The organism is Luteibacter sp. UNCMF331Sha3.1, assembly GCF_900109915.1.
Classification (GTDB): Bacteria; Pseudomonadota; Gammaproteobacteria; order Xanthomonadales; family Rhodanobacteraceae; genus Luteibacter.
In genome coordinates, this window is record NZ_FOBU01000001.1 from 441,787 (window position 1) to 461,710 (window position 19,924).

Here is a 19,924-nt window from a genome sequence, read left to right on the forward strand (position 1 = left end):
CCTCTGGCGCCGCAGCACAACCCGGCGGACCATTTGTATTACGCTTGAACGGTTGTGCGTCCGTTCAGGAGCACGGCGACGGGAGCCAGGCTTCGATCTGCGCTCGCTGTTCCAATGTGTCCGGAAAATACATGGCAATCCAGAACCCGCCCGTTTCACAGACCAAGTCCTTCAGCACGGTCTTCCTCATCGAAATGTGGGAGCGCTTCGGCTTCTACGGCATGCAGGTGCTGATGGTCACCTACATGGTGAAGAAGCTCGGCTTCGCCGACGTCGACGCCAACCTCGTCTGGGGCGCGGCCGCGGCCCTCATCTACGCCACTCCCGCCATCGGCGGCTGGATCGGCGACAAATTCCTCGGTACGCGCCGCACGATGCTCACCGGCGCCGTGGTCCTCATGATCGGCTACGCGCTGCTCTGGATTCCCACGAACAACACCTACGCACTGTATTTCGCCCTCGGTGTGATCGTGCTCGGCAACGGCCTGTTCAAGCCCAACGCCGGCAACCTCGTGCGCAAGATCTACGAAGGCGACGACGTGCGCATCGACAGCGCGTTCACCATCTACTACATGGCGGTGAACATCGGCTCGACGGTCTCGATGCTGCTCACGCCGTGGATTCGCGATTATGTCGGCGCCCACTACGGCGATGCGCTCGGCTGGCATACCGCCTTCGGCGTCTGCTCGATCGGCCTGGTGCTCGGCCTCGTCAACTACTACTTCATGCGTCATACGCTGGCGCACATCGGCTCGGATCCCGACGAACGTCCGCCCGTGGCGAAGAACGTGATCGCCGCCATCGTCGGCGGCCTGGTCATCATCGCCGCGTCGGCGTACATCCTGCAGAGCCAGTCGGTGGCGAAGGCCTGCGTGTACCTTGCCGGCGTCGTGGTGCTCGGCATCTTCGTGCACCTCATCCGCTCGAGCGAGCGCGGTGAACGCGCCGGCCTGATCGCCGCGCTGGTGCTGACGGTGCAGACGATTTTCTTCTTCATCTTCTACCAGCAGATGTCGACCTCGCTGAACCTGTTCGCGCAGCGCAATGTCGACCTGTCGTTCAACGTGTTCGGCTTCGAGCTGTTCCGCTGGATCCCCGAGCAGTTCCAGTCGCTCAATGCGATCTGGATCGTGATCCTGTCGCCGGTCCTCGTCTGGCTGTACAACTCGCTCGGCAAGCACGGCAAGGATTTCCCGGTGGCCGCCAAGTTCGCGCTGGGCTTCGCCGCCGTCGCCGCCGGATTCTTCATGTACGGCCTCGGCGCGCTCAGCGCGGTGAACGGCGCGATCTCGTCGTGGTACATGGTCTGGGGCTACGGCCTGTATTCGCTGGGCGAAGTGCTGGTGAGCGGACTGGGCCTCGCCATGATCGCCCGCTACGTGCCGGCGCGCATGGGCGGTTTCATGATGGGTGCGTATTACGTGGCCGTCGGTGTCGCCCAGTACATGGGCAGCGTCGTCGCCAATGTCGCGGCGATTCCGGAGAATCTGACCGACCCGCTGGAGTCGCTGCAGATCTACACCAGCCTGTTCAACAAGCTCGGCTTCGTGGGCCTGGGTTGCACGGCCATCGCCATCGCCATGCTGCCGCTGATGAAGAAGCTCTCGCTCGATCATGCGCTGGCCAACGTGCCCCCGGTGCCGCCCGTACACAACGAAGACCTGTAAACGGCAAAGGGCCGCCCCGCGATGGGCGGCCCTTTCGCCATGAAGAGAACGCCGTGAGCGACAACCTGCATACGCCATCGTCCCGCTCCGGCCCCTTCGTGCTCGCCCGCACACTCGCCTGGCTGCGCCTCTGCGCCATCGCCGGTCAGAGTGTCGCCATCCTCTCCTGCGTCACGCTGCTCAAGCTCGACGTTCCCCTGCTCCCGCTAATGCTCGGCGTGTGCGTGCTCGCGGTATTCGCCGCCGCCGCGTCATTCCGCCTGGGCATGCCATGGAAGGTCACCGAAGTGGAAGCGGTGGTGCACATCGCCGCCGACACGCTGGTACTGGGCTACCTCCTGTATTTCACCGGCGGTGCGGCCAATCCGTTCGTGACGCTGCTGCTGGTGCCCATCGCGTTGTCGGCCGCGGCGCTGTCCATCGCCGGTGTGTCGCTGGTCGCGATCCTTACCGGCGTCGCCTACGTGCTGCTGGTGCCCTACCACCTGCCGCTGCCGACGCTGGGCAACAAGAGCCTCGATTTCGATCTTTACGTGGCCGGCATGGGCGTCAACTTCGTCATCATGGCGATCCTGCTCGGCGTGTTCATCAGCAACCTCGCCAAGGCCATCCGCCTGCAGCAGGGCGAAGTGCAGCGCATCCGCGAACGCGCGTTGCGCGACGAGGGCATCCTGGCGATCGCCACGCAAGCCGCGGGCGCCGCCCATGAACTCAACACGCCGCTGTCGACGATGCGCACGCTGCTGCCGGAGATTCGCCGCGAACACGCCACCGACAACCTGCTCGGCGAGGATCTCGACCTGCTCGATGGCCAGGTGGAACGCTGCCGGACGATCCTGCGCGAGATGGTGGCGTTCGGGCAGGCGCAGCTGTCGCAGGTACCCGAGCGGATCACGCTCGACGAGTTCGTGCACGTGTGCCTCGAGCGCTTCCAGCTGCTGCGGCCGGAAGCCGATGTCGACGTACGGCTCGAACCCGGCGCGGGGCGTATCGCGCTGCGTTCGCCGCCCGGTTTGCGCCACGCGCTGATCAACCTGCTCAACAACGCCGCCGATGCGTCGGCGCTGAACGAAAGCACGGCCGTGGGCCTGCACGTCGGTATCGTGGGCCCATGGCTGGAGCTGGCGGTGACCGACGAAGGCCCGGGCTTCGACGAATTCGACGAACTCGGCACCCTCGGTCTGTCGCAGAAGGACACCGGTCTCGGCATCGGCCTCGCGCTGGCCGAGGCCACCGCGGATCGCCTCGACGGCGAACTCGCGGCGAGCAATACGGGCCATGGCGCGCAGATGCGCCTTCGCCTGCCTCTTTCGGTCATTGGAGACCATGCATGAACGACGTCGCTCCCCCCACCGGCCGTCCGCTGCTCATCGTCGACGACGACGCCACGTTCGCCCGCGTGCTCGGCCGCGCGCTGACGTCGCGCGGTTTCGACGTGATCGCCTGCGACAACGCGGACGACGCGCGGGCACTGTCCCGACGCCATCAGCCGCGTTACTGCGTGCTCGACCTGAAGCTCGGCGACGAGAACGGCCTGCGCCTCATCCCCGAGCTGCAGACGCTCGTGCCCGACATGCGCGTGTTGCTGCTGACCGGCTACGCGTCCATCGCCACCGCCGTGGAAGCCATCAAGCGGGGTGCCCACGATTACCTCGCGAAACCGGTGGACGCCGATGCCGTCGTGCGCGCGCTCCTCGACGGGGACACCGGTCCGGACATCGACGACCTCGTCGACGCTCCCGATGCGCCGTTGCCGCTACGTCGCCTGGAGTGGGAGCACATCCAGCGCGTGCTGACCGAATGCGAAGGCAACATTTCCGAGACTGCACGCCGCCTTGGCATGCACCGTCGCACGCTGCAGCGGAAACTCAGCAAGCACCCCGTCCGCGAACGCCCCGACGAGCACTGATCATGCGCCGACTCCTCGCCTTTTTCTCGCTGGTGGCCTGCGCGACCGTCGCGCACGCACAGCACGACATGGCCGGCATGACCATGGGCCACGGCGCCCCGCTGGGTTTCGACGCCGCGATCGACCCCGCGGGCAACCTCTGGGTGGTCGATACCGTGGGCGAGCACGTGCGCGCCCGGCGATCGGACGACATGGGCCGCACGTTCGCCCTGTCGACGATCGTGAACGCGACCGGCGAGCCCCTGTACGCGGAGGGCGAGAACCGTCCCAAGATCGCGCTGGGGCCGAAGGGCGAGCTCTACGTCACGTGGTCGCAGCCGCGGAAGCTGCCGTGGACCGGTTTCGTGCGGTTCTCCCGGTCGCTCGACGGCGGCGCGCATTTCGACCCGCCGAAGACGGTGCACACCGACCGCGCGGAGATCACGCACCGGTTCGACTCGCTCGCCGTCGACGGCAAGGGTGACGTCTTGGTCGCGTGGATCGATAAACGCGACCTGGAAGCGGCCAACGCACGGAAGAAACCCTATGCCGGTGCCGCCACCTACTACAGCTGGTCGACCGACCGAGGTGCGACGTTCGCCCCCGAGCGCAAGATCGCCGACCAGAGTTGCGAATGCTGCCGCATCGCGCTCGCGCGCGCGCCGGATGGCCACATCGATGCGTTCTTCCGCGCGATCTATGGCGACAACATCCGCGACCATGCATTCGCCGCGTTGCCCACCGACGGCTCCGCGCCGAAGGTCGAGCGGGCGACCTTCACGCAGTGGCACATCGAAGGTTGCCCGCATCATGGTCCCTCGCTCGCGATCGACGCGAGAGGCACGCGTCATGCGGTCTGGTTCAGCGCCGCCGACGGCAAGGCGACCGTCTGGTACGGGCAACTCGCTCCCGGCAAGGAGCCGGCACGCGTCCTGTCCCTCGCCGGTAACGGCGCGTCGCATGCGGACCTCGCCGTCGCCGGCGACCACGTCTGGGTCGCGTACCACCAGATGACGGCGCAGGGCCTCGATCTCGTGCTGCGCGAATCGAACGATGGCGGCGCGCATTTCGGCGAGCCACGCACCCTCGCGCACACCGACGGTCCGTCGGGTTGGCCGAAGCTCGTGCTTTGGGACGGCCGCGCGTTCGTCGCGTGGAACCCGGGTGGCACGTTCCGGCTCGTGCCCACGGAGGCGCTGCTTTCGAGTGGGAGCCAGCCTTGACGCTTCGGAGGCTTGTCGTGAAGCCATTCATGTTTCTTCTCGCTGCCGCGGCGTTCGCGATGCCCGCCTTCGCGACGCCGCCGGTCGCGTTGACCGCCGCGGACGTGCCCGCCCTGCTCGCGCCCCCATCGAAGGGAGTGCGCGTCATCGCGCTGTGGGCGCTCGATTGCGCGTACTGCGAGGCGAATCTTTCGGCGCTGGCGGACTTCCGCGCCGGGCATCCCGACGTGGATCTGGTCATCGTGGCCACGGACCCGGTCAGTCAGGCGGCAACGCTCGATGCGCGCCTGAAGGCCGCGAAGCTCGACGCGCTCCCGACACGGGCGTATGCCGACGCGACGCCGGACCGTCTGAATTTCCTGATCGATCCCGCATGGGGCGGCGAGACGCCCCGCACGATGATCATCCGCGCCGATGGCACGCGCCGCGCGGCGAGCGGCATGCTCGACAGCGCGCACATCGCGACGCTGGTGCGGTGATGCGGACGACCGGCCGACGGCCGGTCGTCACTCCGGTATCAGGCCTCGACCGGCTGCGGATGCGGGAAGCGCACGCTCGCCACACGGCTCGCACCGTTGAGCGAGCGCAGTTCCAGTGGCCACTGGAAGCGATCGGACAAACGCCTCGCGATCGCGAGATCGAAACCATGGCGATCGACCGCGGCATGTCGGCGACTTCCCTCTTCCGGCATGTCGAGCGCAGGATTGATGACGCTGACGCTGCCGGGCATCACGGTGACGACGATGGTGCCCTGATCCGTCTGCTGCAACGCGTGGCGGATCAGCTGCCCGCATAGCACGGCGAAGACGCGCGGCGACGCGTGCAACGCGAAGCTCGCGGGTTCGTCGAGGATCAGTTCCACCGGCCGTCCCGCGATGAGCTCGCGGGCGTAATCCACTTCCTGTCGCAGCACGGCGTTCACCACGAAATCTTCTTCCGCCAGCCCTTGATCGGACTCGCGGGAGAGGATGAGGAAAGCTTCCACCAGGGCTTCGAGCTCGCGGGTGGAGCGCCGGATACGCTCCAGCGAACGGTGCCCGAAGTCCGAGAGCTCCGTTTCGTCGGCCAGCATGTCCGACGACATCTTGATCACCGTCAGCGGGCTGCGCAGTTCGTGGCTGGCGTCGCGGGTAAAGTTGCGCTCGCGCTCGCCGAAGCCCTCGATGCGACTGGCGAGCCCGTGAAAACCGCGGATGAGGCTGCCGATGTCGCCGTCCCTGTGCTTGCTGCCCTCGCGATCGAGACCGGCCATGTCCTGCCGGTCGGGGTCCCAGTCGTTGAGCAGACGCGCGAGCGCCGCCACAGGAAGCCATTCCCGCGACACGGCGATCCACGCAAGACCGCCCGAGCAGAGGATGATCGCGATCACCGCGCCCACCGGGGCGACATTGTTCGCCCCCATCACCGAAGCGATGATCATCACCGCCATCTGCAGAAGGAAGACCACGGTGATCCGCGCGCGGAACGATCCGCGCCGACGCCGGCTCTCTTTCGGTTCCCTGCCTTCCATCGATCAGTTCCGGGCTCTGCTCCGCATCATGCGGTCTGCGACGCGGCGACTTCGGAGTCGAGGTCGGCCAGACGATAGCCCGCAGAATGGATCGTGTGCAGCAGCGGGCGATCGAACGGCTTGTCGATCACGCGGCGCAGGTTGTAGAGGTGCGAGCGCAACGTGTCCGAATCGGGCAGCGTGTCGCCCCAGATCTCGCGTTCGATGTCGCGGCGGCTGACAACCCGCGGCGACTCGCGCATGAGGATCGCGAGCAGCTTCAGGCCGATCGGCGAGACGGTCAGTTCCTGCCCGCCGCGGGTGAGACGCAGCGTCGCGGTGTCGAGCGTCATGTCGCCGACGTTGAGCACTTCGGACGACACCTGGCGGCGGTCGCGACGGATCAGCGCGCGCAGGCGGGCTTCCAGCTCCCGCACTTCGAACGGCTTGACCAGGTAATCGTCGGCACCGGCTTCGAGGCCGACCAGCTTGTCTTCCAGCGTGTCGCGCGCGGTCAGCATCAGCACCGGCGTCGACTTCTTGCCGTCCTTGCGCAGCTTGCGACAGACGTCGAGTCCGTCCATGCCCGGCAGCATCAGGTCAAGCACGATCACGTCGTAGCTGTTGGACACGGCAAGGTGCAGGCCACTGACGCCGTCGGCCGCGTAATCGACCGAGTAACCCCGGCGCTCCAGGAACTCGCCGACCATCTCGGCGATCTGGCGGTTGTCTTCGACCAGAAGAATCAGGCCTGCCTGCTCGTCGCGTGTGCTCATCGCTCCACTCCTTTCGCGGATTCACAAATGTGAAGAGTTAACGGCCGGACCGGTGAGAACAGCGTGAAGACCGAAAACGAGTATTCATTCTGAGTAGGGATACGTGCAGGAAGCGTCGATTAATGCAGCATCGGGCTAAGCGCTTTCCATACATTCTCCGCGACACGGGGCTCTCCGGCGGCCTTGGGATGGAGCCCGTCGTCCTGCATCAGCGCGGGATCCAGCGCCACGCCATCGAGGAAGAACGGCACCAGCGCCACACGGTGCTTCGCCGCCGCGTCGGCGTACACCTTTCTCAGGCCGTCGCGGTACTGCGGGCCGTAGTTGACCGGCAGCTCGATGCCGAGCAGCAGTACCTTCGCCCCGGCCGCCGTGGCCGCGCCGATCATGGTGTCCAGGTTCTCCGCCAGCTTCGGCAGCGGCAGGCCCTGCAGGCCGTCGTTCGCGCCCAGCTCGATCACCACGACGCCGGGCTTCTGCTTTTCGAGCAGCGCCGGCAGGCGGTTGCGCCCGCTCAGCGAGGTCTCGCCGCTGATGCTGGCATTGACCATCGTCCACGGCGTCGCCATCTTCGAGGTGCGCGCGTCCAGCAAACGCACCCAGCCGGCCTCCACCGGAATGTTGTGCGCCGCCGACAACGAGTCCCCGAGCACCAGCACCTTGCGTGGCATCTCCGCCGCCTGGGCGATGGCGCATCCGACGAACAGCAGCAACAGGACAAGGCAACGGCGCATGAGCGATTCTTCCCGGGTTCTTCTCGAAGTGACGGATGTTAGCAAGTCGGTTTTCGGACCGGAGGGCCGGCTCGACATCCTGTCCGGCGTCAACCTGCGGGTGGCCGAAGGCGAGAGCTTTGCCATCGTCGGCGCTTCCGGGTCGGGAAAAACCACCCTGCTGGGCCTGCTCGCCGGTCTGGACGTGCCCACGGCAGGCCACATCGGCCTGGACGGGCAGGCGCTCGAGGCCATGGACGAAGAGGCCCGCGCTGCGATTCGCCGCCGGCTGGTCGGCTTCGTCTTCCAGTCGTTCCACCTGCTGCCGGCGCTCACGGCCGAAGAAAACGTGATGCTGCCGCTGGAACTTGAAGGCGACGACCGCGCACGCGAACGCGCCCACGCGGCCCTCGACGCCGTCGGGCTGGCCGCCCGTCGCCGGCATTATCCGGCGCAGCTCTCCGGCGGCGAACAGCAGCGCGTGGCGCTCGCGCGCGCCTTCGTCCATCGACCGCGCATCCTCTTCGCCGACGAGCCGACCGGCAATCTCGACCAGCACACGGGCGAGCACATCGGCGACCTGCTCTTCGACATGAATCGCCAGCATGCGACCACGCTGATCCTCGTCACCCACGACGCCCGGTTGGCCGCCCGGTGCGCGCGCTCGGCCGAACTGCACGAGGGCAGGCTCGGGGTGCCCGCATGAACGTGTTTCGGCTCGCGCTGCGCACGCTGCGGCGGGAGTGGCACCTCGTCGAGCTGCGCACGCTCGCGGCCTCTCTGGTGCTCGCTGTGATCGCGCTCGGCGTCGTCGCCACGCTTTCCACACGGATCGAACGCGGGATCCTCGCCAGCGCCGCCGAACTGATCGGCGGCGATCTGGGCGTGTCGGCACCAGCGCCCTTGCCCGATCCGCTGCTGCGCTCCGCGCAGGCCGGCGGCCTGACGGTGACGCAAGGCGCCGCGTTCCGCAGCGTCGCATTCGTGGGCGATCACAGCCAGCTCCTCGACGTGCTGGCCACCGATGGCGCGTATCCGCTGCGCGGCACGCTCGAAATCCGCGGTACCGACGGCCGCGATCGCAACGCCCAGGGCCCCGCCCCGGGCCAGGTATTCCTCGACCATCGCGCGATGGTCGGCCTCGGCATCCAGGCCGGCCAGACGATCCAGATCGGCGGGCGCGACCTGACGGTCGGCGCCGAGCTGCTGCGCCAGCCCGACGGCGGCGAACTGTTCGCGCTCGCGCCACGCGCGCTGATGAACCTCGACGACGCGACGGCCGCCGGCCTGCTGTCGGTCGGCAGCCGTGCGCGGCATCGCCTGCTGGTGTCCGGGGCGCCGGCCGCGATCGCGGCATGGCGTGGCACGGTCGAACAGAGCGCACTGCCGCCGGGTGCGGAACTGATCACGCCCGAGAAGATGCAGGAGCGCATGCGCACGGCCTTCGATCGCGCCAGCAGTTTCCTGCGCCTGACGGCGCTGCTCTCCGCGCTGCTGGCCGGGGTGGCGATCGCGCTCGCTTCCGCGCGCTACGCGCGGCGCAAGGCGGCGGAGGTCGCTCTGCTGCGCGCGCTCGGCACGCCCCGACGGCGCGTGGCCGCGTTGCTGGTGACCACGCTCGCCGCACTCGCCCTGCCCTCCGCCGCGCTCGGCATGGCCATCGCGCTCGGCCTCGCCCAGGGCGCGTGGTACTTCGCAAGCCAGCTGTTCGATAACATTCCGACCACCCTGCCGCTGGGCCCCGCCTTCGCCGCCGCCGCGATGGGCCTCGCCGTGCTCGCCGGCTTCGCACTCCCGCCGCTGGTCCGCCTCGCCGAAGTGCCGCCGGTCGCCGTCTTCCGCGAGTCGATGCAGCGGCGCGTGCGCCGCTTCGACGTCCTCTACCTCGTGCCGTTGATCACCGCGATCGGCCTGCTTTGGGTACAGAGCGATTCGGCGAAGCTGGCCGGCATCCTCGCAGCAAGCCTTGCCGGTGTGGCCGTCGTGGCCGCGCTGCTTTCCTTGCTGCTTCTCGTGATCGCGCGACGCGTCGCACCCGGCGCGCATCCCGCGCTCCGGCTAGGGCTGGCCGCGCTGGCGCGTCGCCGCGGTCTGTCGCTGGTGCAGGCCACCGCGCTGTCGCTCGGCCTCTGCGCGCTGCTGCTGCTCGCGGTGATCGCGCCGTCGCTGCTGGAAGGCTGGCGTAGGGAGCTCCCGAGCGACACGCCGAACTGGTTCGCGCTGAACCTGCAGGACGATCAGCGCGACGCGTTCACGACGGCACTCGGGCAACTGGGCGCGAGCCGTACCAACATGATGCCGCTCGCCGTGGGCAAGCTGACCGCGATCAACGGGCAGCCCATCGACCGCATCGCCTTCGCGAACGACGAGGCGAAGGATTCGGCGGACCGGCAGCTGCGCCTGTCGTGGAGTGCGGACCTTCCGCCGTCGAACGAGGTGGTCGCCGGTCGATGGGCCGGCGCGTCGCCGGCGCAGGCGGAGGTGTCGATCGATACGTCGTGGCGAGACCGCTACCAGCTGAAGCTCGGCGATACGCTGCGCTTCGAGATCGGCGAAGGCACGATCGACGCGCGCGTCACCAGCGTGCGCAAGGTGGACTGGAGCTCGTTCCGCGTGAACTTCTTCCTGCTGCTCGATCCCGCGCATGCCGGCGAACTGCCGCACACGTGGCTTACCAGTTTCTACCTGCCTCGCGGACACGGCGACGACCTCGCGAAGGTGTCCCGCGACTTCGGCAACCTCAGCCTGATCGACGTCGACGCCCTGCTCGACCGCGTCCGCGACATCGTGGACCGTGTGGGCGGCGCCGTGCGATGGGTGCTCGGCTTCAGCCTTCTGGCCGGGGCCCTCGTGCTCACCGCCGCGCTCGCCGCCAGCGCACAGGAACGGCGCAAGGAAGCCGCGCTGCTGCGCACGCTCGGCGCCACGCGAGCGCAGCTCCGCGCCGCGGCGGCGTGCGAGTTCGCCTTGCTGGGGCTGGTAGCGGGACTCACGGCGGCGCTGGGCGCGATGGGTGCGGGTCTGTGGCTGGGCAACGCCGTCTTCCGCATCGAGAACTTCGTCCCGCCCGTCTGGCCACTGATCGCGGCGGCCGCGATCGCGGCATTCGTGGTGATGGTCATCGGCCTGTTCGGTACGCGGCGCGTGCTGCGCACATCGCCCATGGCCCTGCTGCGCGAGGGGTGACGGGTGGGAGCCAGCCTGCTGGCGAAGGGTGCTCGCGGCAAGCTCCCTTCGCCAGCAGGCTGGCTCCCACCGCAGAACGTCAGTCGGCCGCGTGCATGTCGAGGGCCATGACGATGGCATCCTCGCGGCCGCTCTTCGCCGGGTAGTACGACGGGCGGCGGCCGATCTCCGCGAAGCCGAGCGAATCGTAGAGGGCCTTGGCGACCGGATTGGACGGTCGCACTTCGAGGAAGATGCGCTCGGCACCGTACCAGCGGGCGAGATCGAGCAACCGGCGCATCATGCGGCGACCGTAGCCGAAACCGCGATGCGCCTCGCCGATGCACACGTTGAGCACGTGGGCTTCGCCGGCCGCGACGGACAGGATGCCGTAGCCGGCGATCGCGCCGTCGTGGACGATCACCCAGCAGTTGTGCCCCGCCTGCAGGCAGTCGCGGAAGATCCCCGCGCTCCAGGGAAAGTCGTACGAGGCGTGTTCGATGGCGACGACGGCGTCGATGTCCTCGCGACGCATCGCGCGGACTTCGGTCGAGGGGCGAGCGACGGCGACCACGGGATTACGCCCGGCGCAGCGCGCGTCCGATCGCGCGCAGTCCATGCCAGAGGCGACGCTTGGCGGCCGCGTCGGCGACGATCGCCGCGGGGGTATCGACCAGCACGATCTGCGCCGCGCTCATCACGGCGGCGGGCAGCTGATGGCCGAGCGCACGGGCCTGCGGTTCGCCGAACACCAGATAGGCGCGCGCCACGGGAACGGCCGGCAGGCCCTGTGCCTCGACGTGCAGGCGCGGCGCGCGCCCCAGCACCGGGCCACGCGCGCGCAGCGCACGGCCGACCAGTTCGAGTTCGCGCTCATTCGCCCCGCCGGGAAGGATCACCACGCACTCGACGTCGCCCGTGGGCGCGGCGTCGTTCGCCGGTTCCCGCGCCGCGACCGGATCGACCGGGCCGGCACGCAGGCGCCAGGGCGTGACGCCCATCACCCCGAGCAGCCGCTGACGACGTTCGGCCCCTGCGACCATCCCCCTACTCCGACGCCTTCGCGTGTCGACGGACGCGACGACGATGCGCGGCGCGTCCCCACAAGGTGTGGATCGGTCCCGAAATCGTGTAGATCACCGCCACGGCGAACAGCACGCGCGCGGTATCGATGAGCAGCAGCACGACGACCAGCACCGCGGCGATCAGCCAGATGAAGGGAACCCGGTCGCCCTTGGGCCACGCCTTGAAGCTGTAATAGCGGACGTTGCTGACCATGAGCAGTCCGGCGATCACGGCCAGCGGCATGGCGAAGAACGCCACCGACGGACCGGGTATGTCGAACTTCTCCATCGTCCAGACGAACGACATGCAAAGGCCCGCCGCCGCCGGGCTGGCGAGACCCTGGAAATAACGCTTGTCGGCGACACCCACCTGCGTGTTGAACCGGGCAAGACGCAGCGCGGCGCAGACGGCGTAGATGAACGCGGCGGCCCAGCCGATCTTTGCCCAGACGGGGCCGTACGCGGCGAGCGACGAAAGCGCCCACGTGTACATCACCAACGCGGGAGCGAGGCCGAAGCTGACCAGATCCGAGAGCGAGTCGTACTGCACGCCGAATTCGCTCTGCGTGTTCGTCATGCGTGCGACCCGGCCGTCCATGCCGTCCAGGATGCCTGCCACGAACACCGCCAGCGCCGCGGTCGCGTAATGCCCACCGATCGCGGACACGATGGCGTAGAAACCGGCGAACATCGCGCCCGTCGTGAACAGGTTCGGAAGCAGGTAAATGCCGCGGTGACGCGGCGCCCGCACTTGAATCGGATCGCTCATGGGCCATTCCGTGACATGGGCCGACAGTGTAGCCCAGGCCGGGTGAAGCGTCAGTGCGCCATGGCGGAGCGTCGCGAGTCGCCCCCTCCGCCCGAACCGCGACCCAGGTCGCTTGCGCGGCCGCCGGGTGGGTGATACTTGTGTCGCCCAATCCACCCTGCCCGCCGGAAACGCCCATGCGCCGTTGCCTTGCCCTCGCCGTCCTCCTGTCGATCTGCCCGCTCGCGTTCGCACAGGCCTACAAGTGGAAGGACGCCCAGGGCGTGACCCACTACGCGGATGCGCCGCCGCCGGGCAAGGTCAGCTACGAGAAGATCAAGACGACCGGCACGGTCGAAGCGCCCGTGCCCGCCGCCGCGCCGGCCGCCGCGGCGACCGCGGGAAACAAGGGGGCGACCACGCCCATCGTGTCCGACACACCGGCCAACCGCGCCAACCTGTGCGATGCGCTGCGCAAGAACAACGAGATCCTCAACAACGAGAAAGTCGTCACCATGGACGACGGCAAGGGCGGCCGGAAACAGGTCGACGAGGCGACCCGCCAGCTCGAACTGAAGAAAACCCAGGCCCAGATGACGCTCTATTGCCCGAGCTGATCGACGCGGGGCGCACGGGCGGGACAGGCGAAAGCGCCTATAATCCCGCCTTTACCGTCCGGACCGCTCGCCGATGCGCCTCAGCCAGTTCCACCTCGCCACCGTCAAGGAAGTGCCCGCCGACGCGGAGATCCGCAGCCACCAGCTGATGCTGCGCGCGGGCATGATCCGCAAGCTCGCTTCCGGCCTGTACACGTGGACGCCGCTCGGCCTGCGCGTGCTGCGCAAGGTCGAGAACGTGGTCCGCGAGGAAATGGTCCGGGCCGGCGCCGTCGAGATGCTGATGCCTTCCGTGCAGCCGCGCGAGCTGTGGGAAGAAACCGGCCGCTGGGAAAAATTCGGCGGACAGCTGCTGAAGATCCGCGACCGGAAAGAGCAGGACTTCTGCTACGGCCCGACGCACGAGGAGGTCGTGACCGACTTCGCGCGCAACGAGCTGAAGAGCTACAAGCAGCTCCCGCTCAACGTCTTCCAGATCCAGACCAAGTTCCGCGACGAGATCCGGCCGCGCTTCGGCGTGATGCGCGCCCGCGAATTCCTGATGAAGGACGCCTACTCGTTCCATCTCACGCCGGAATCGCTCGACGAGACCTACCGGGTGATGTACGACGCGTACTCGCGCATCTTCACGCGACTCGGCCTCGAGTTTCGCGCCGTGGACGCCGACACCGGCGCCATCGGTGGCAGCGCGAGCCATGAATTCCAGGTGCTGGCCGATGCCGGCGAAGACGCCCTCGCCTTCTCCGATGGCTCCGCCTACGCGGCCAACATCGAACTGGCGGAAGCCCTTGCCCCGGCAGGCGAGCGTCCGGCGCCGTCGGCATCGCTGACCCGCGTCGACACCCCGACGCAGCGGACCATCGACGAGGTGACGAGCTTCCTCGGCGTGCCCGCGACACAGGTCGTCAAGACGATCCTCGTGCGCGGTCGCGAGGGTCTCGTGGCGCTGTGCGTGCGCGGCGACCACGAACTGAACGAAGTGAAGGCGGCCCACCTGCCGGAACTGCCGGACGAGTCCGAGCTCGCGAGCGAGGCCGAGATCCTCGCCGCCACCGGCACGCGCCCCGGCTTCATCGGCCCCGTCGGTCTGCCCGACACCATCCCGGTGATCGTCGACCGTAGCGCCGCGGTGCTCGCCGACTTCGTCTGCGGCGGCAACCAGGACGGTACGCATTACACGGGCGCCAACTGGCAGCGCGATGCGCGCATCAACCGTATCGCGGACATCCGCAAGGTCGTCGACGGCGACGCCTCGCCGGACGGCAAGGGCACGATCCGCCTGGGTCGCGGCATCGAGGTCGGCCACATCTTCCAGCTCGGCCAGAAGTACGCCGAAGCCATGGGCGCCGGCGTCCTCGACGACCAGGGCAAGATGCGCACCATGTTCATGGGCTGCTATGGGGTGGGCGTCAGCCGCATCGTCGCCGCCGCCATCGAGCAGCGACACGACGACGCCGGCATGATCTGGACCGACGCCATGGCGCCGTGGCGCGTCGTGGTCTGCGTGATCAATCCGAAGAACGATCCGGTCGTCGCCGAAGCCGCCGAGTCGCTCTATCAGGCACTCGGCCAGGAAGGCATCGAAACCGTGCTCGACGATCGTGGCCTGCGCCCCGGTCCGATGTTCGCGGACATGGAGCTCATCGGCATTCCCCATCGCGTCGTGGTCAGCGGCCGCGGGCTCGAAGCCGGCACGTTCGAATACCGCGCGCGCACCGACGCCGAAGCGCGCAACGTGAGCCGCGAAGAGCTCTTCGCACTGCTGGGCTGACGGGACGAACCAGGGGGGCGACGGACGCCCCCCCTGGTTCGCGCGCCGGTGAGGTGGCGACCGCCACTCGCAACGAATCATTTAGGGAATGAACGCTACAAGGCGTATCGCCGTGAAACGCGATGCCGTTGTAAGGCTATTCCTGTATTACAGCCGGATTCCGCAACGGTGTCCGTTAATGGCTGACATGAATTAGCCAATTGGGTCACAATTCGATAGCGCCGTCATTAGCACGCGCCGTTCGGCTCGATAATCAGCCGGCGATAATGAGATTCCCACCGGGAGATGCCAATGGCTGTCGATATCAAGAACCTCAACCATAACCAGCTCGACGAGCTGATTTCCAAGGCACAGTCCCGCCAGACCGAATTGCGCAAGGAAAAGGTCGGCAAACTGCGCGAAAAGATCAACGCGCTCATCAAGGCCGAGGGTTTCACGTTCGACGACGTATTCGGTGCCCGCGCCCCGAAATCGAAGCGCGCAGGCACCACGGTCGCTGCGAAATACCGTAATCCCGCCGATGCGACCCAGACCTGGTCCGGCCGCGGCAAGCGCCCCCGCTGGTTCAACGAGGCACTGAAGGCCGGCAAGAAGGAAAAAGACCTGCTGGTCTGACCGCCATCCGATCGCTCTGATTAATGCCGATCAGAGCGATTCCGATCAGAGCGATCGTCGCGGCGCTACCAGAAGGTCGCCAAAAAGCAGCCCGGCTACCAGCGAGACGAGCAGGGTCATGCCGAGCAATCCGGTATCCACGCCCAGCGAGGCGTCGCGATCCAGCAGGTACGACACGCTGCGGAAACTCACCGAGCCCGGCACGAGCAGGATGATCCCGGGCTCCCGCACCACGGCCCCCGGCTGCTTGGCGAATCGCGCGTAGACATTGCTGAGCGACCCCAGCAACACGCCGCCGATGAAGACGCCGAACGGCGCCCCGGGCAGCGACCCGGAAATGCTGCCGCCCCAGGTCGTGGCGAGGTACCCGAGGATCACGGCCCCCATCACCACGAGCCAGTCGCGCCGCGCGGCGCGGAACAGGATGGCGAACGAGAACGCGCCAAGGATCAGGATCGGCACGTCGGACCACGACGGCAACGGCGGCAACGCGTAATTGCGCGCCTCGATACCGAACGCCTCGCAAAGCTGGCTGGCCGCGACCGTGCCGAACGTCAGCTTGAGCAGCGTGGCGACGGCGCCACCCATGCGCGCGACGCCCGATACGAGGTGCTGGCTGGAAATCTCGCGCACGGCCGTCGTCAGCGCCATGCCGGGCATGAGCACGATCAGGCTGCCGAGGATCACCGACTTCACCGCGAGCGGCACCACATACGCGCTGACGACGATCGTGATGATGGTGGCGACCATGGCGCTGATCGCCTCGCTCGCGGCCGCCAGGCGCGGTCGGCTGCCCGACGCGACGGTGATCAGGCCGATGATCACGCCGATGACGCCGGCGGTGACCAGATCGGGCCACGAGCTGTGCAGCAGGAGCGCGACGACCATGGCCGCGCAGAGTCCGTAGCTGGCGATGACGCCCAGTTCGGCGCGAAAGGTTTCCGGCGCGCCCAGCTTGCGCAGCAGGTGGAACCCTTCGCGAAGGTCCATCTGGCCGTCGATCACGGCGTCGGCGATACGATCGGCCTCGCAGAGGCGCCCGAGGTTCACGTCGCCGGGCGGGAGCCGCATGACCTGGGTCACCTGCGCGACGCTCTCCTCGCCCTGCCCCAGATCCGAGAACGAGACGATGATCGCCGTGGGGCTCGACCAGACTTCGGCCGACAGGCCGAGCCGCTGTGCCGAACGGGCCAGTGCGGTTTCCAGTCGCGGCGCCGTGGTGCCGTATTGGTGGAGCCGGCGCGCCAGCTCCGTAAGGAAAGCGATACGAGTGTTGATCGCCGTCGTGGCGAAGCTCACCGGTACCGCGAGCGGCGCGACTTCAGCCAACGTCCACCGCCTTCACCTTCAGGGTCGTGCCGTCGATGCCCACCACTTCCACGGTCGCGCCGAGCGGCAGGTCGGGCCCGGTGACGAGCCACATGCCGTCGCCTACCTTCGCCTTGCCGCGGCCGTGCACGATGGCTTCGCACAGCACGAAGCGCTGCCCGACCAGCTGCTCGCCGCGGCGGTTCAGACGTTCGTTGCCGGGTGGGATGCGGTCGAGCCGCGGCCGCACCACCTTCCAGTAGACGAAGCAGGAGACGAACGCGAACACCGCGAAGACGACGGCCTGCGTCAGCGCGCTCAGGTCCGGCGCGGCGAGCAGCACGATGCCCATCGCGGCGGCGGCGATGCCGATCCAGAGCATGAAATAGCCGGGCAGGATCACCTCGCCGCCGATGAGAAGCAGCGCGACGATCCACCAGAGGTAATGCAGGGCGACGTCGTTCATGATGTCAGCGCGGCAGCGGCGGCGTGCGAACGACGGTGGGCTCCGCCGGTGGACGCTGCTGCGTGGCCAGCGAATCCTTCGCCAGCTCGGCGATGCCCGCCAGCGAGCCGAGGATGCCCGTGGACTCCATGGGCAGGAGCAGCATCTTCTGGTTGGGCGACTTCGCGATTTCCTTCAGCGCGTCGACGTAGTTGTTCGCGACGAAGTAGTTCAGCGCGTTCACGTCGCCGCCGGCGATCGCCTGCGACACCATGGTGGTCGCCTTCGCTTCGGCTTCGGCGAGGCGTTCGCGCGCCTCCGCTTCCCGGAACGCGGCTTCCTTCTTGCCCTCGGCTTCGAGGATCGCCGACTGCTTTTCGCCGTCCGCCTTGAGGATGGCGGCCTGACGGAAGCCTTCGGCGTCCAGGATGTTCGCGCGCTTTTCGCGCTCGGCCTTCATCTGGCGCGCCATCGCGTCCACCAGGTCGCGCGGCGGCGAAATGTCTTTGATCTCGATACGCGTGACCTTCACACCCCAGGGGTGCGTGGCTTCGTCGATCACGCTCAGCAGTTTGGCGTTGATCGCGTCGCGCTGGCTGAGGCTCTCGTCGAGATCCATGGAGCCCAGGACGGTGCGGATGTTGGTCATGATGAGCGCCAGCGCCGCGGTTTCGAGGTTGGCGACCTCGTAGGCCGCCTTGGCGGCGTCCAGCACCTGGTAGAACACCACGCCGTCGACGCGCACGACCGCGTTGTCCTTGGTGATGACGTCCTGCGAGGGGACGTCGAGCACCTGCTCCATCATGTTCATCTTGCGGCCGATCGCGTAGACGAACGGGATCAGGAAGTGCAGGCCAGGCGTGAGCGTGCCCGTGTACTTACCGAACATCTCCACCGTCCATTCGTAGCCCTGGGGCACGATACGGATCAGCTTCGCCAGGACAATGACGACGACCACGACGACGACCAGTGCGACAACGCTTCCCATGACCCGCTTCTCCCTTCCCGATGTATGTCGGGAGTATAGGCGAAGCGCTCAGGCACTACCGGTCGGCAATACCAGGGTCACGCGCAGGCCGCCGCCGTCGCGGTTGGCCAGCGCGATGCGGCCACCGTGGGCCTCCGAAATCTCGCGTGCCAGCGCCAGGCCGAGGCCCGTGCCGGACCGTTTCGTCGAGTAGAAGGGAAGCAACGCCTGCGCCAGCACCGTCTCGCTCATGCCCGGACCGCGATCGGCCACCTCCACCAGCATCTCGCGCCCGACATGATGAACGCACAACGTGACTTCCGTCGCTTCGCCCCCGGCTTCGTGCGCGTTCTTGATGAGGTTGATCAGCACCTGCTCCACCTGAGTGGGATCGAACCAGCCCGGGTGATCGGGAACGGGGGCGGCGAGACGGAACGACGCGTGAAGGGCCAGCCCTTCGAGAAACGGACCCCACGGCACCTCGCGCGCCTGCGGCGACGGGAGCTTGGCGAAACTGGCGTAGCCGGCGATGAAACTGTGCAGATGCTTCGCACGATCGCCGATCGACGCGAACACGCCGGGCAGCCGGGCGAGATCGCCGCGCCGCGCCAGCTCGGCGCCCGAGTGCGACAGCGACGAGATGGGTGCCAGCGAATTGTTGAGTTCGTGGCTGATGACGCGGATCACGCGTTTCCAGGTATGCACTTCCTGACGCGACAGCTCGCGCGTCATGCGCCGGTAGAGCTGCAACCGATGCGGTCGCCCCTGCAGTCGGAAGCCACGCTGGGACAGGTGGAAGGTTTCCTCGCTACCGTCCATCTCGACCGAGAACAGCGCGTCCTCGCCACCTTCCGATGCGACACGGAGGCTCTCGGGCATCGCCGAGAGCACGTCGCCGAAATCGAGGCCTGCCAGGGCACGGCCTTCGTTGAAGAGGTGCCGGGCGGCGATGTTCGCGTAGGTGACCTTGCCTGCGGCGTCGGTGAGCACGAGCGCCACGGGCGTGTTCTGCACCACGGTGTCGAGCAGCAGTTCGCGCTGGGCGAGGTGCTGCCGCTGGTCGCGCAGCGTCTGGCCCAGCGTGTTGTGCATGCGGATCAGGTCGCCCAGCTCGTCGGTTCGCGTGGTGCCGATCGACATGCTGAAGTCGCCGTCGCGGTAACTCGCCACCGCGCTTTCGAGAGCACGCATGAGGCGTCGCAGCGGCTCCACGAGCGCATGGGCGACCCATGCGGACAGCGGCAGCAGCACGAGCAGACAGATGACGAGTGCCGTGCCGCCGTCGAACGTTTCGACGACGTGGATCGTGGGCGCCCTGCCCGCCTTGTCCGGCGTTTCGCGAATCCACGCGAGCAGTTGCGGAAACGGCCAGATCGACACGCCGGCGAACACGAGCGCGCCGACGATCGCGGAGAACGCGACGACGATCGTCATCTTGCCTTCCAGCGACACCGCCTTCATGGGTGCG

20 protein-coding genes are annotated in these 19,924 nt (G+C 67.7%); 10 read left to right on the forward strand and 10 right to left on the reverse strand.

Translation table 11 applies throughout. The annotated features are described in order from the left end of the window. Positions 1-131: 131 nt before the first annotated feature. From BMX32_RS01870 to BMX32_RS01890, 5 genes are read left to right on the forward strand one after another with little or no spacing between them, the layout of a single operon-like run. Entirely contained in the window at positions 132-1,667 is a 1,536-nt protein-coding gene (locus tag BMX32_RS01870) for a peptide MFS transporter (RefSeq protein WP_089974119.1), read from the forward strand. 53 nt (positions 1,668-1,720) lie between these two features. Then, entirely contained in the window at positions 1,721-3,001 is a 1,281-nt protein-coding gene (locus BMX32_RS01875; RefSeq protein ID WP_244511372.1) for an ATP-binding protein, read from the forward strand. After that, a complete protein-coding gene (locus BMX32_RS01880) occupies positions 2,998-3,576 on the forward strand; it encodes a response regulator transcription factor (RefSeq protein ID WP_089974120.1) in 579 nt (192 codons plus the stop codon). The genes BMX32_RS01875 and BMX32_RS01880 overlap by 4 nt, the downstream gene beginning before the upstream one ends. 2 nt (positions 3,577-3,578) lie before the next feature. Then, a complete protein-coding gene (locus BMX32_RS01885; protein WP_089974121.1) occupies positions 3,579-4,778 on the forward strand; it encodes a sialidase family protein in 1,200 nt (399 codons plus the stop codon). Positions 4,779-4,795: 17 nt separating this feature from the next. After that, positions 4,796-5,257, forward strand: a complete 462-nt coding sequence (locus BMX32_RS01890) for a TlpA family protein disulfide reductase (protein ID WP_244511374.1) — start codon at positions 4,796-4,798, stop codon at positions 5,255-5,257. Between the two features lie 38 nt (positions 5,258-5,295). Here the strand turns inward: BMX32_RS01890 and BMX32_RS01895 are convergent, their stop codons facing one another. From BMX32_RS01895 to BMX32_RS01905, 3 genes are all read right to left on the reverse strand, one after another. Next, entirely contained in the window at positions 5,296-6,288 is a 993-nt protein-coding gene (locus tag BMX32_RS01895; RefSeq protein WP_089974122.1) for a sensor histidine kinase, read from the reverse strand. Positions 6,289-6,314: 26 nt separating this feature from the next. Next, entirely contained in the window at positions 6,315-7,043 is a 729-nt protein-coding gene (locus tag BMX32_RS01900) for a response regulator transcription factor (RefSeq protein WP_029213612.1), read from the reverse strand. Between the two features lie 119 nt (positions 7,044-7,162). After that, complete coding sequence (locus BMX32_RS01905; RefSeq protein WP_280140806.1) at positions 7,163-7,714, reverse strand: arylesterase; 552 nt, start codon at positions 7,712-7,714, stop codon at positions 7,163-7,165. 61 nt (positions 7,715-7,775) lie between these two features. Between BMX32_RS01905 and BMX32_RS01910 the strand changes: the two genes are divergently transcribed. Together BMX32_RS01910 and BMX32_RS01915 are read left to right on the forward strand one after the other, a co-directional pair. Then, on the forward strand, positions 7,776-8,462 hold the full coding sequence (locus BMX32_RS01910) for an ABC transporter ATP-binding protein (protein ID WP_029213610.1): 687 nt from the start codon (positions 7,776-7,778) through the stop codon (positions 8,460-8,462). Then, a complete protein-coding gene (locus BMX32_RS01915) occupies positions 8,459-10,942 on the forward strand; it encodes an ABC transporter permease (protein ID WP_089974123.1) in 2,484 nt (827 codons plus the stop codon). Before BMX32_RS01910 ends, BMX32_RS01915 begins: the two co-directional genes overlap by 4 nt. A 79-nt stretch (positions 10,943-11,021) precedes the next feature. On the opposite strand, the gene rimI is transcribed toward BMX32_RS01915, so the two are convergent. From rimI to pssA, 3 genes are read right to left on the reverse strand one after another with little or no spacing between them, the layout of a single operon-like run. Next, positions 11,022-11,495 (reverse strand): ribosomal protein S18-alanine N-acetyltransferase, encoded by a 474-nt coding sequence (gene rimI / locus BMX32_RS01920; protein WP_029213608.1) that lies wholly within the window; start codon positions 11,493-11,495, stop codon positions 11,022-11,024. 4 nt (positions 11,496-11,499) lie between these two features. Next, positions 11,500-11,964 (reverse strand): hypothetical protein, encoded by a 465-nt coding sequence (locus BMX32_RS01925; RefSeq protein WP_029213607.1) that lies wholly within the window; start codon positions 11,962-11,964, stop codon positions 11,500-11,502. 4 nt (positions 11,965-11,968) lie between these two features. Continuing rightward, positions 11,969-12,754, reverse strand: a complete 786-nt coding sequence (gene pssA / locus BMX32_RS01930; protein WP_029213606.1) for a CDP-diacylglycerol--serine O-phosphatidyltransferase — start codon at positions 12,752-12,754, stop codon at positions 11,969-11,971. A 176-nt stretch (positions 12,755-12,930) separates the two neighbouring features. On the opposite strand from pssA, the gene BMX32_RS01935 reads away from it, so the two are divergent. The 3 genes from BMX32_RS01935 to BMX32_RS01945 all read left to right on the forward strand — a co-directional run bounded on the left by BMX32_RS01935 (position 12,931) and on the right by BMX32_RS01945 (position 15,736). Beyond that, the gene (locus BMX32_RS01935; RefSeq protein ID WP_029213605.1) at positions 12,931-13,350 is read left to right on the forward strand and encodes a DUF4124 domain-containing protein; all 420 of its coding nucleotides are present in this window, start codon (positions 12,931-12,933) and stop codon (positions 13,348-13,350) included. A 73-nt stretch (positions 13,351-13,423) separates the two neighbouring features. Further along, positions 13,424-15,121, forward strand: coding sequence for a proline--tRNA ligase (locus tag BMX32_RS01940; RefSeq protein WP_089974124.1), 1,698 nt, complete (start codon positions 13,424-13,426; stop codon positions 15,119-15,121). Positions 15,122-15,412: 291 nt separating this feature from the next. Continuing rightward, positions 15,413-15,736, forward strand: coding sequence for an H-NS histone family protein (locus BMX32_RS01945; RefSeq protein WP_089974125.1), 324 nt, complete (start codon positions 15,413-15,415; stop codon positions 15,734-15,736). A gap of 45 nt (positions 15,737-15,781) precedes the next feature. On the opposite strand, the gene BMX32_RS01950 is transcribed toward BMX32_RS01945, so the two are convergent. From BMX32_RS01950 to BMX32_RS01965, 4 genes are read right to left on the reverse strand one after another with little or no spacing between them, the layout of a single operon-like run. Then, positions 15,782-17,065 (reverse strand): threonine/serine exporter family protein, encoded by a 1,284-nt coding sequence (locus tag BMX32_RS01950; protein ID WP_089974126.1) that lies wholly within the window; start codon positions 17,063-17,065, stop codon positions 15,782-15,784. Continuing rightward, entirely contained in the window at positions 17,058-17,510 is a 453-nt protein-coding gene (locus BMX32_RS01955; RefSeq protein ID WP_089974127.1) for an NfeD family protein, read from the reverse strand. Before BMX32_RS01955 ends, BMX32_RS01950 begins: the two co-directional genes overlap by 8 nt. A 4-nt stretch (positions 17,511-17,514) precedes the next feature. Next, positions 17,515-18,477 (reverse strand): SPFH domain-containing protein, encoded by a 963-nt coding sequence (locus tag BMX32_RS01960; protein ID WP_029213600.1) that lies wholly within the window; start codon positions 18,475-18,477, stop codon positions 17,515-17,517. 48 nt (positions 18,478-18,525) lie between these two features. Beyond that, positions 18,526-19,917, reverse strand: a complete 1,392-nt coding sequence (locus BMX32_RS01965) for a sensor histidine kinase (RefSeq protein WP_029213599.1) — start codon at positions 19,915-19,917, stop codon at positions 18,526-18,528. Positions 19,918-19,924: the final 7 nt, after the last annotated feature.

Bases quoted from the DNA above. Each gene is read 5' to 3' on its own strand.
- BMX32_RS01870 (WP_089974119.1), top strand. From the start codon at position 132: ATGGCAATCCAGAACCCGCCCGTTTCACAGACCAAGTCCTTCAGCACG.
- BMX32_RS01880 (WP_089974120.1), top strand. From the start codon at position 2,998: ATGAACGACGTCGCTCCCCCCACCGGCCGTCCGCTGCTCATCGTCGAC.
- BMX32_RS01885 (WP_089974121.1), top strand. From the start codon at position 3,579: ATGCGCCGACTCCTCGCCTTTTTCTCGCTGGTGGCCTGCGCGACCGTC.
- BMX32_RS01895 (WP_089974122.1), bottom strand. From the start codon at position 6,288: ATGGAAGGCAGGGAACCGAAAGAGAGCCGGCGTCGGCGCGGATCGTTC.
- BMX32_RS01900 (WP_029213612.1), bottom strand. From the start codon at position 7,043: ATGAGCACACGCGACGAGCAGGCAGGCCTGATTCTTCTGGTCGAAGAC.
- BMX32_RS01905 (WP_280140806.1), bottom strand. From the start codon at position 7,714: ATGCCACGCAAGGTGCTGGTGCTCGGGGACTCGTTGTCGGCGGCGCAC.
- BMX32_RS01910 (WP_029213610.1), top strand. From the start codon at position 7,776: ATGAGCGATTCTTCCCGGGTTCTTCTCGAAGTGACGGATGTTAGCAAG.
- BMX32_RS01915 (WP_089974123.1), top strand. From the start codon at position 8,459: ATGAACGTGTTTCGGCTCGCGCTGCGCACGCTGCGGCGGGAGTGGCAC.
- BMX32_RS01925 (WP_029213607.1), bottom strand. From the start codon at position 11,964: ATGGTCGCAGGGGCCGAACGTCGTCAGCGGCTGCTCGGGGTGATGGGC.
- pssA (WP_029213606.1), bottom strand. From the start codon at position 12,754: ATGAGCGATCCGATTCAAGTGCGGGCGCCGCGTCACCGCGGCATTTAC.
- BMX32_RS01935 (WP_029213605.1), top strand. From the start codon at position 12,931: ATGCGCCGTTGCCTTGCCCTCGCCGTCCTCCTGTCGATCTGCCCGCTC.
- BMX32_RS01940 (WP_089974124.1), top strand. From the start codon at position 13,424: ATGCGCCTCAGCCAGTTCCACCTCGCCACCGTCAAGGAAGTGCCCGCC.
- BMX32_RS01945 (WP_089974125.1), top strand. From the start codon at position 15,413: ATGGCTGTCGATATCAAGAACCTCAACCATAACCAGCTCGACGAGCTG.
- BMX32_RS01955 (WP_089974127.1), bottom strand. From the start codon at position 17,510: ATGAACGACGTCGCCCTGCATTACCTCTGGTGGATCGTCGCGCTGCTT.
- BMX32_RS01960 (WP_029213600.1), bottom strand. From the start codon at position 18,477: ATGGGAAGCGTTGTCGCACTGGTCGTCGTCGTGGTCGTCGTCATTGTC.
- BMX32_RS01965 (WP_029213599.1), bottom strand. From the start codon at position 19,917: ATGAAGGCGGTGTCGCTGGAAGGCAAGATGACGATCGTCGTCGCGTTC.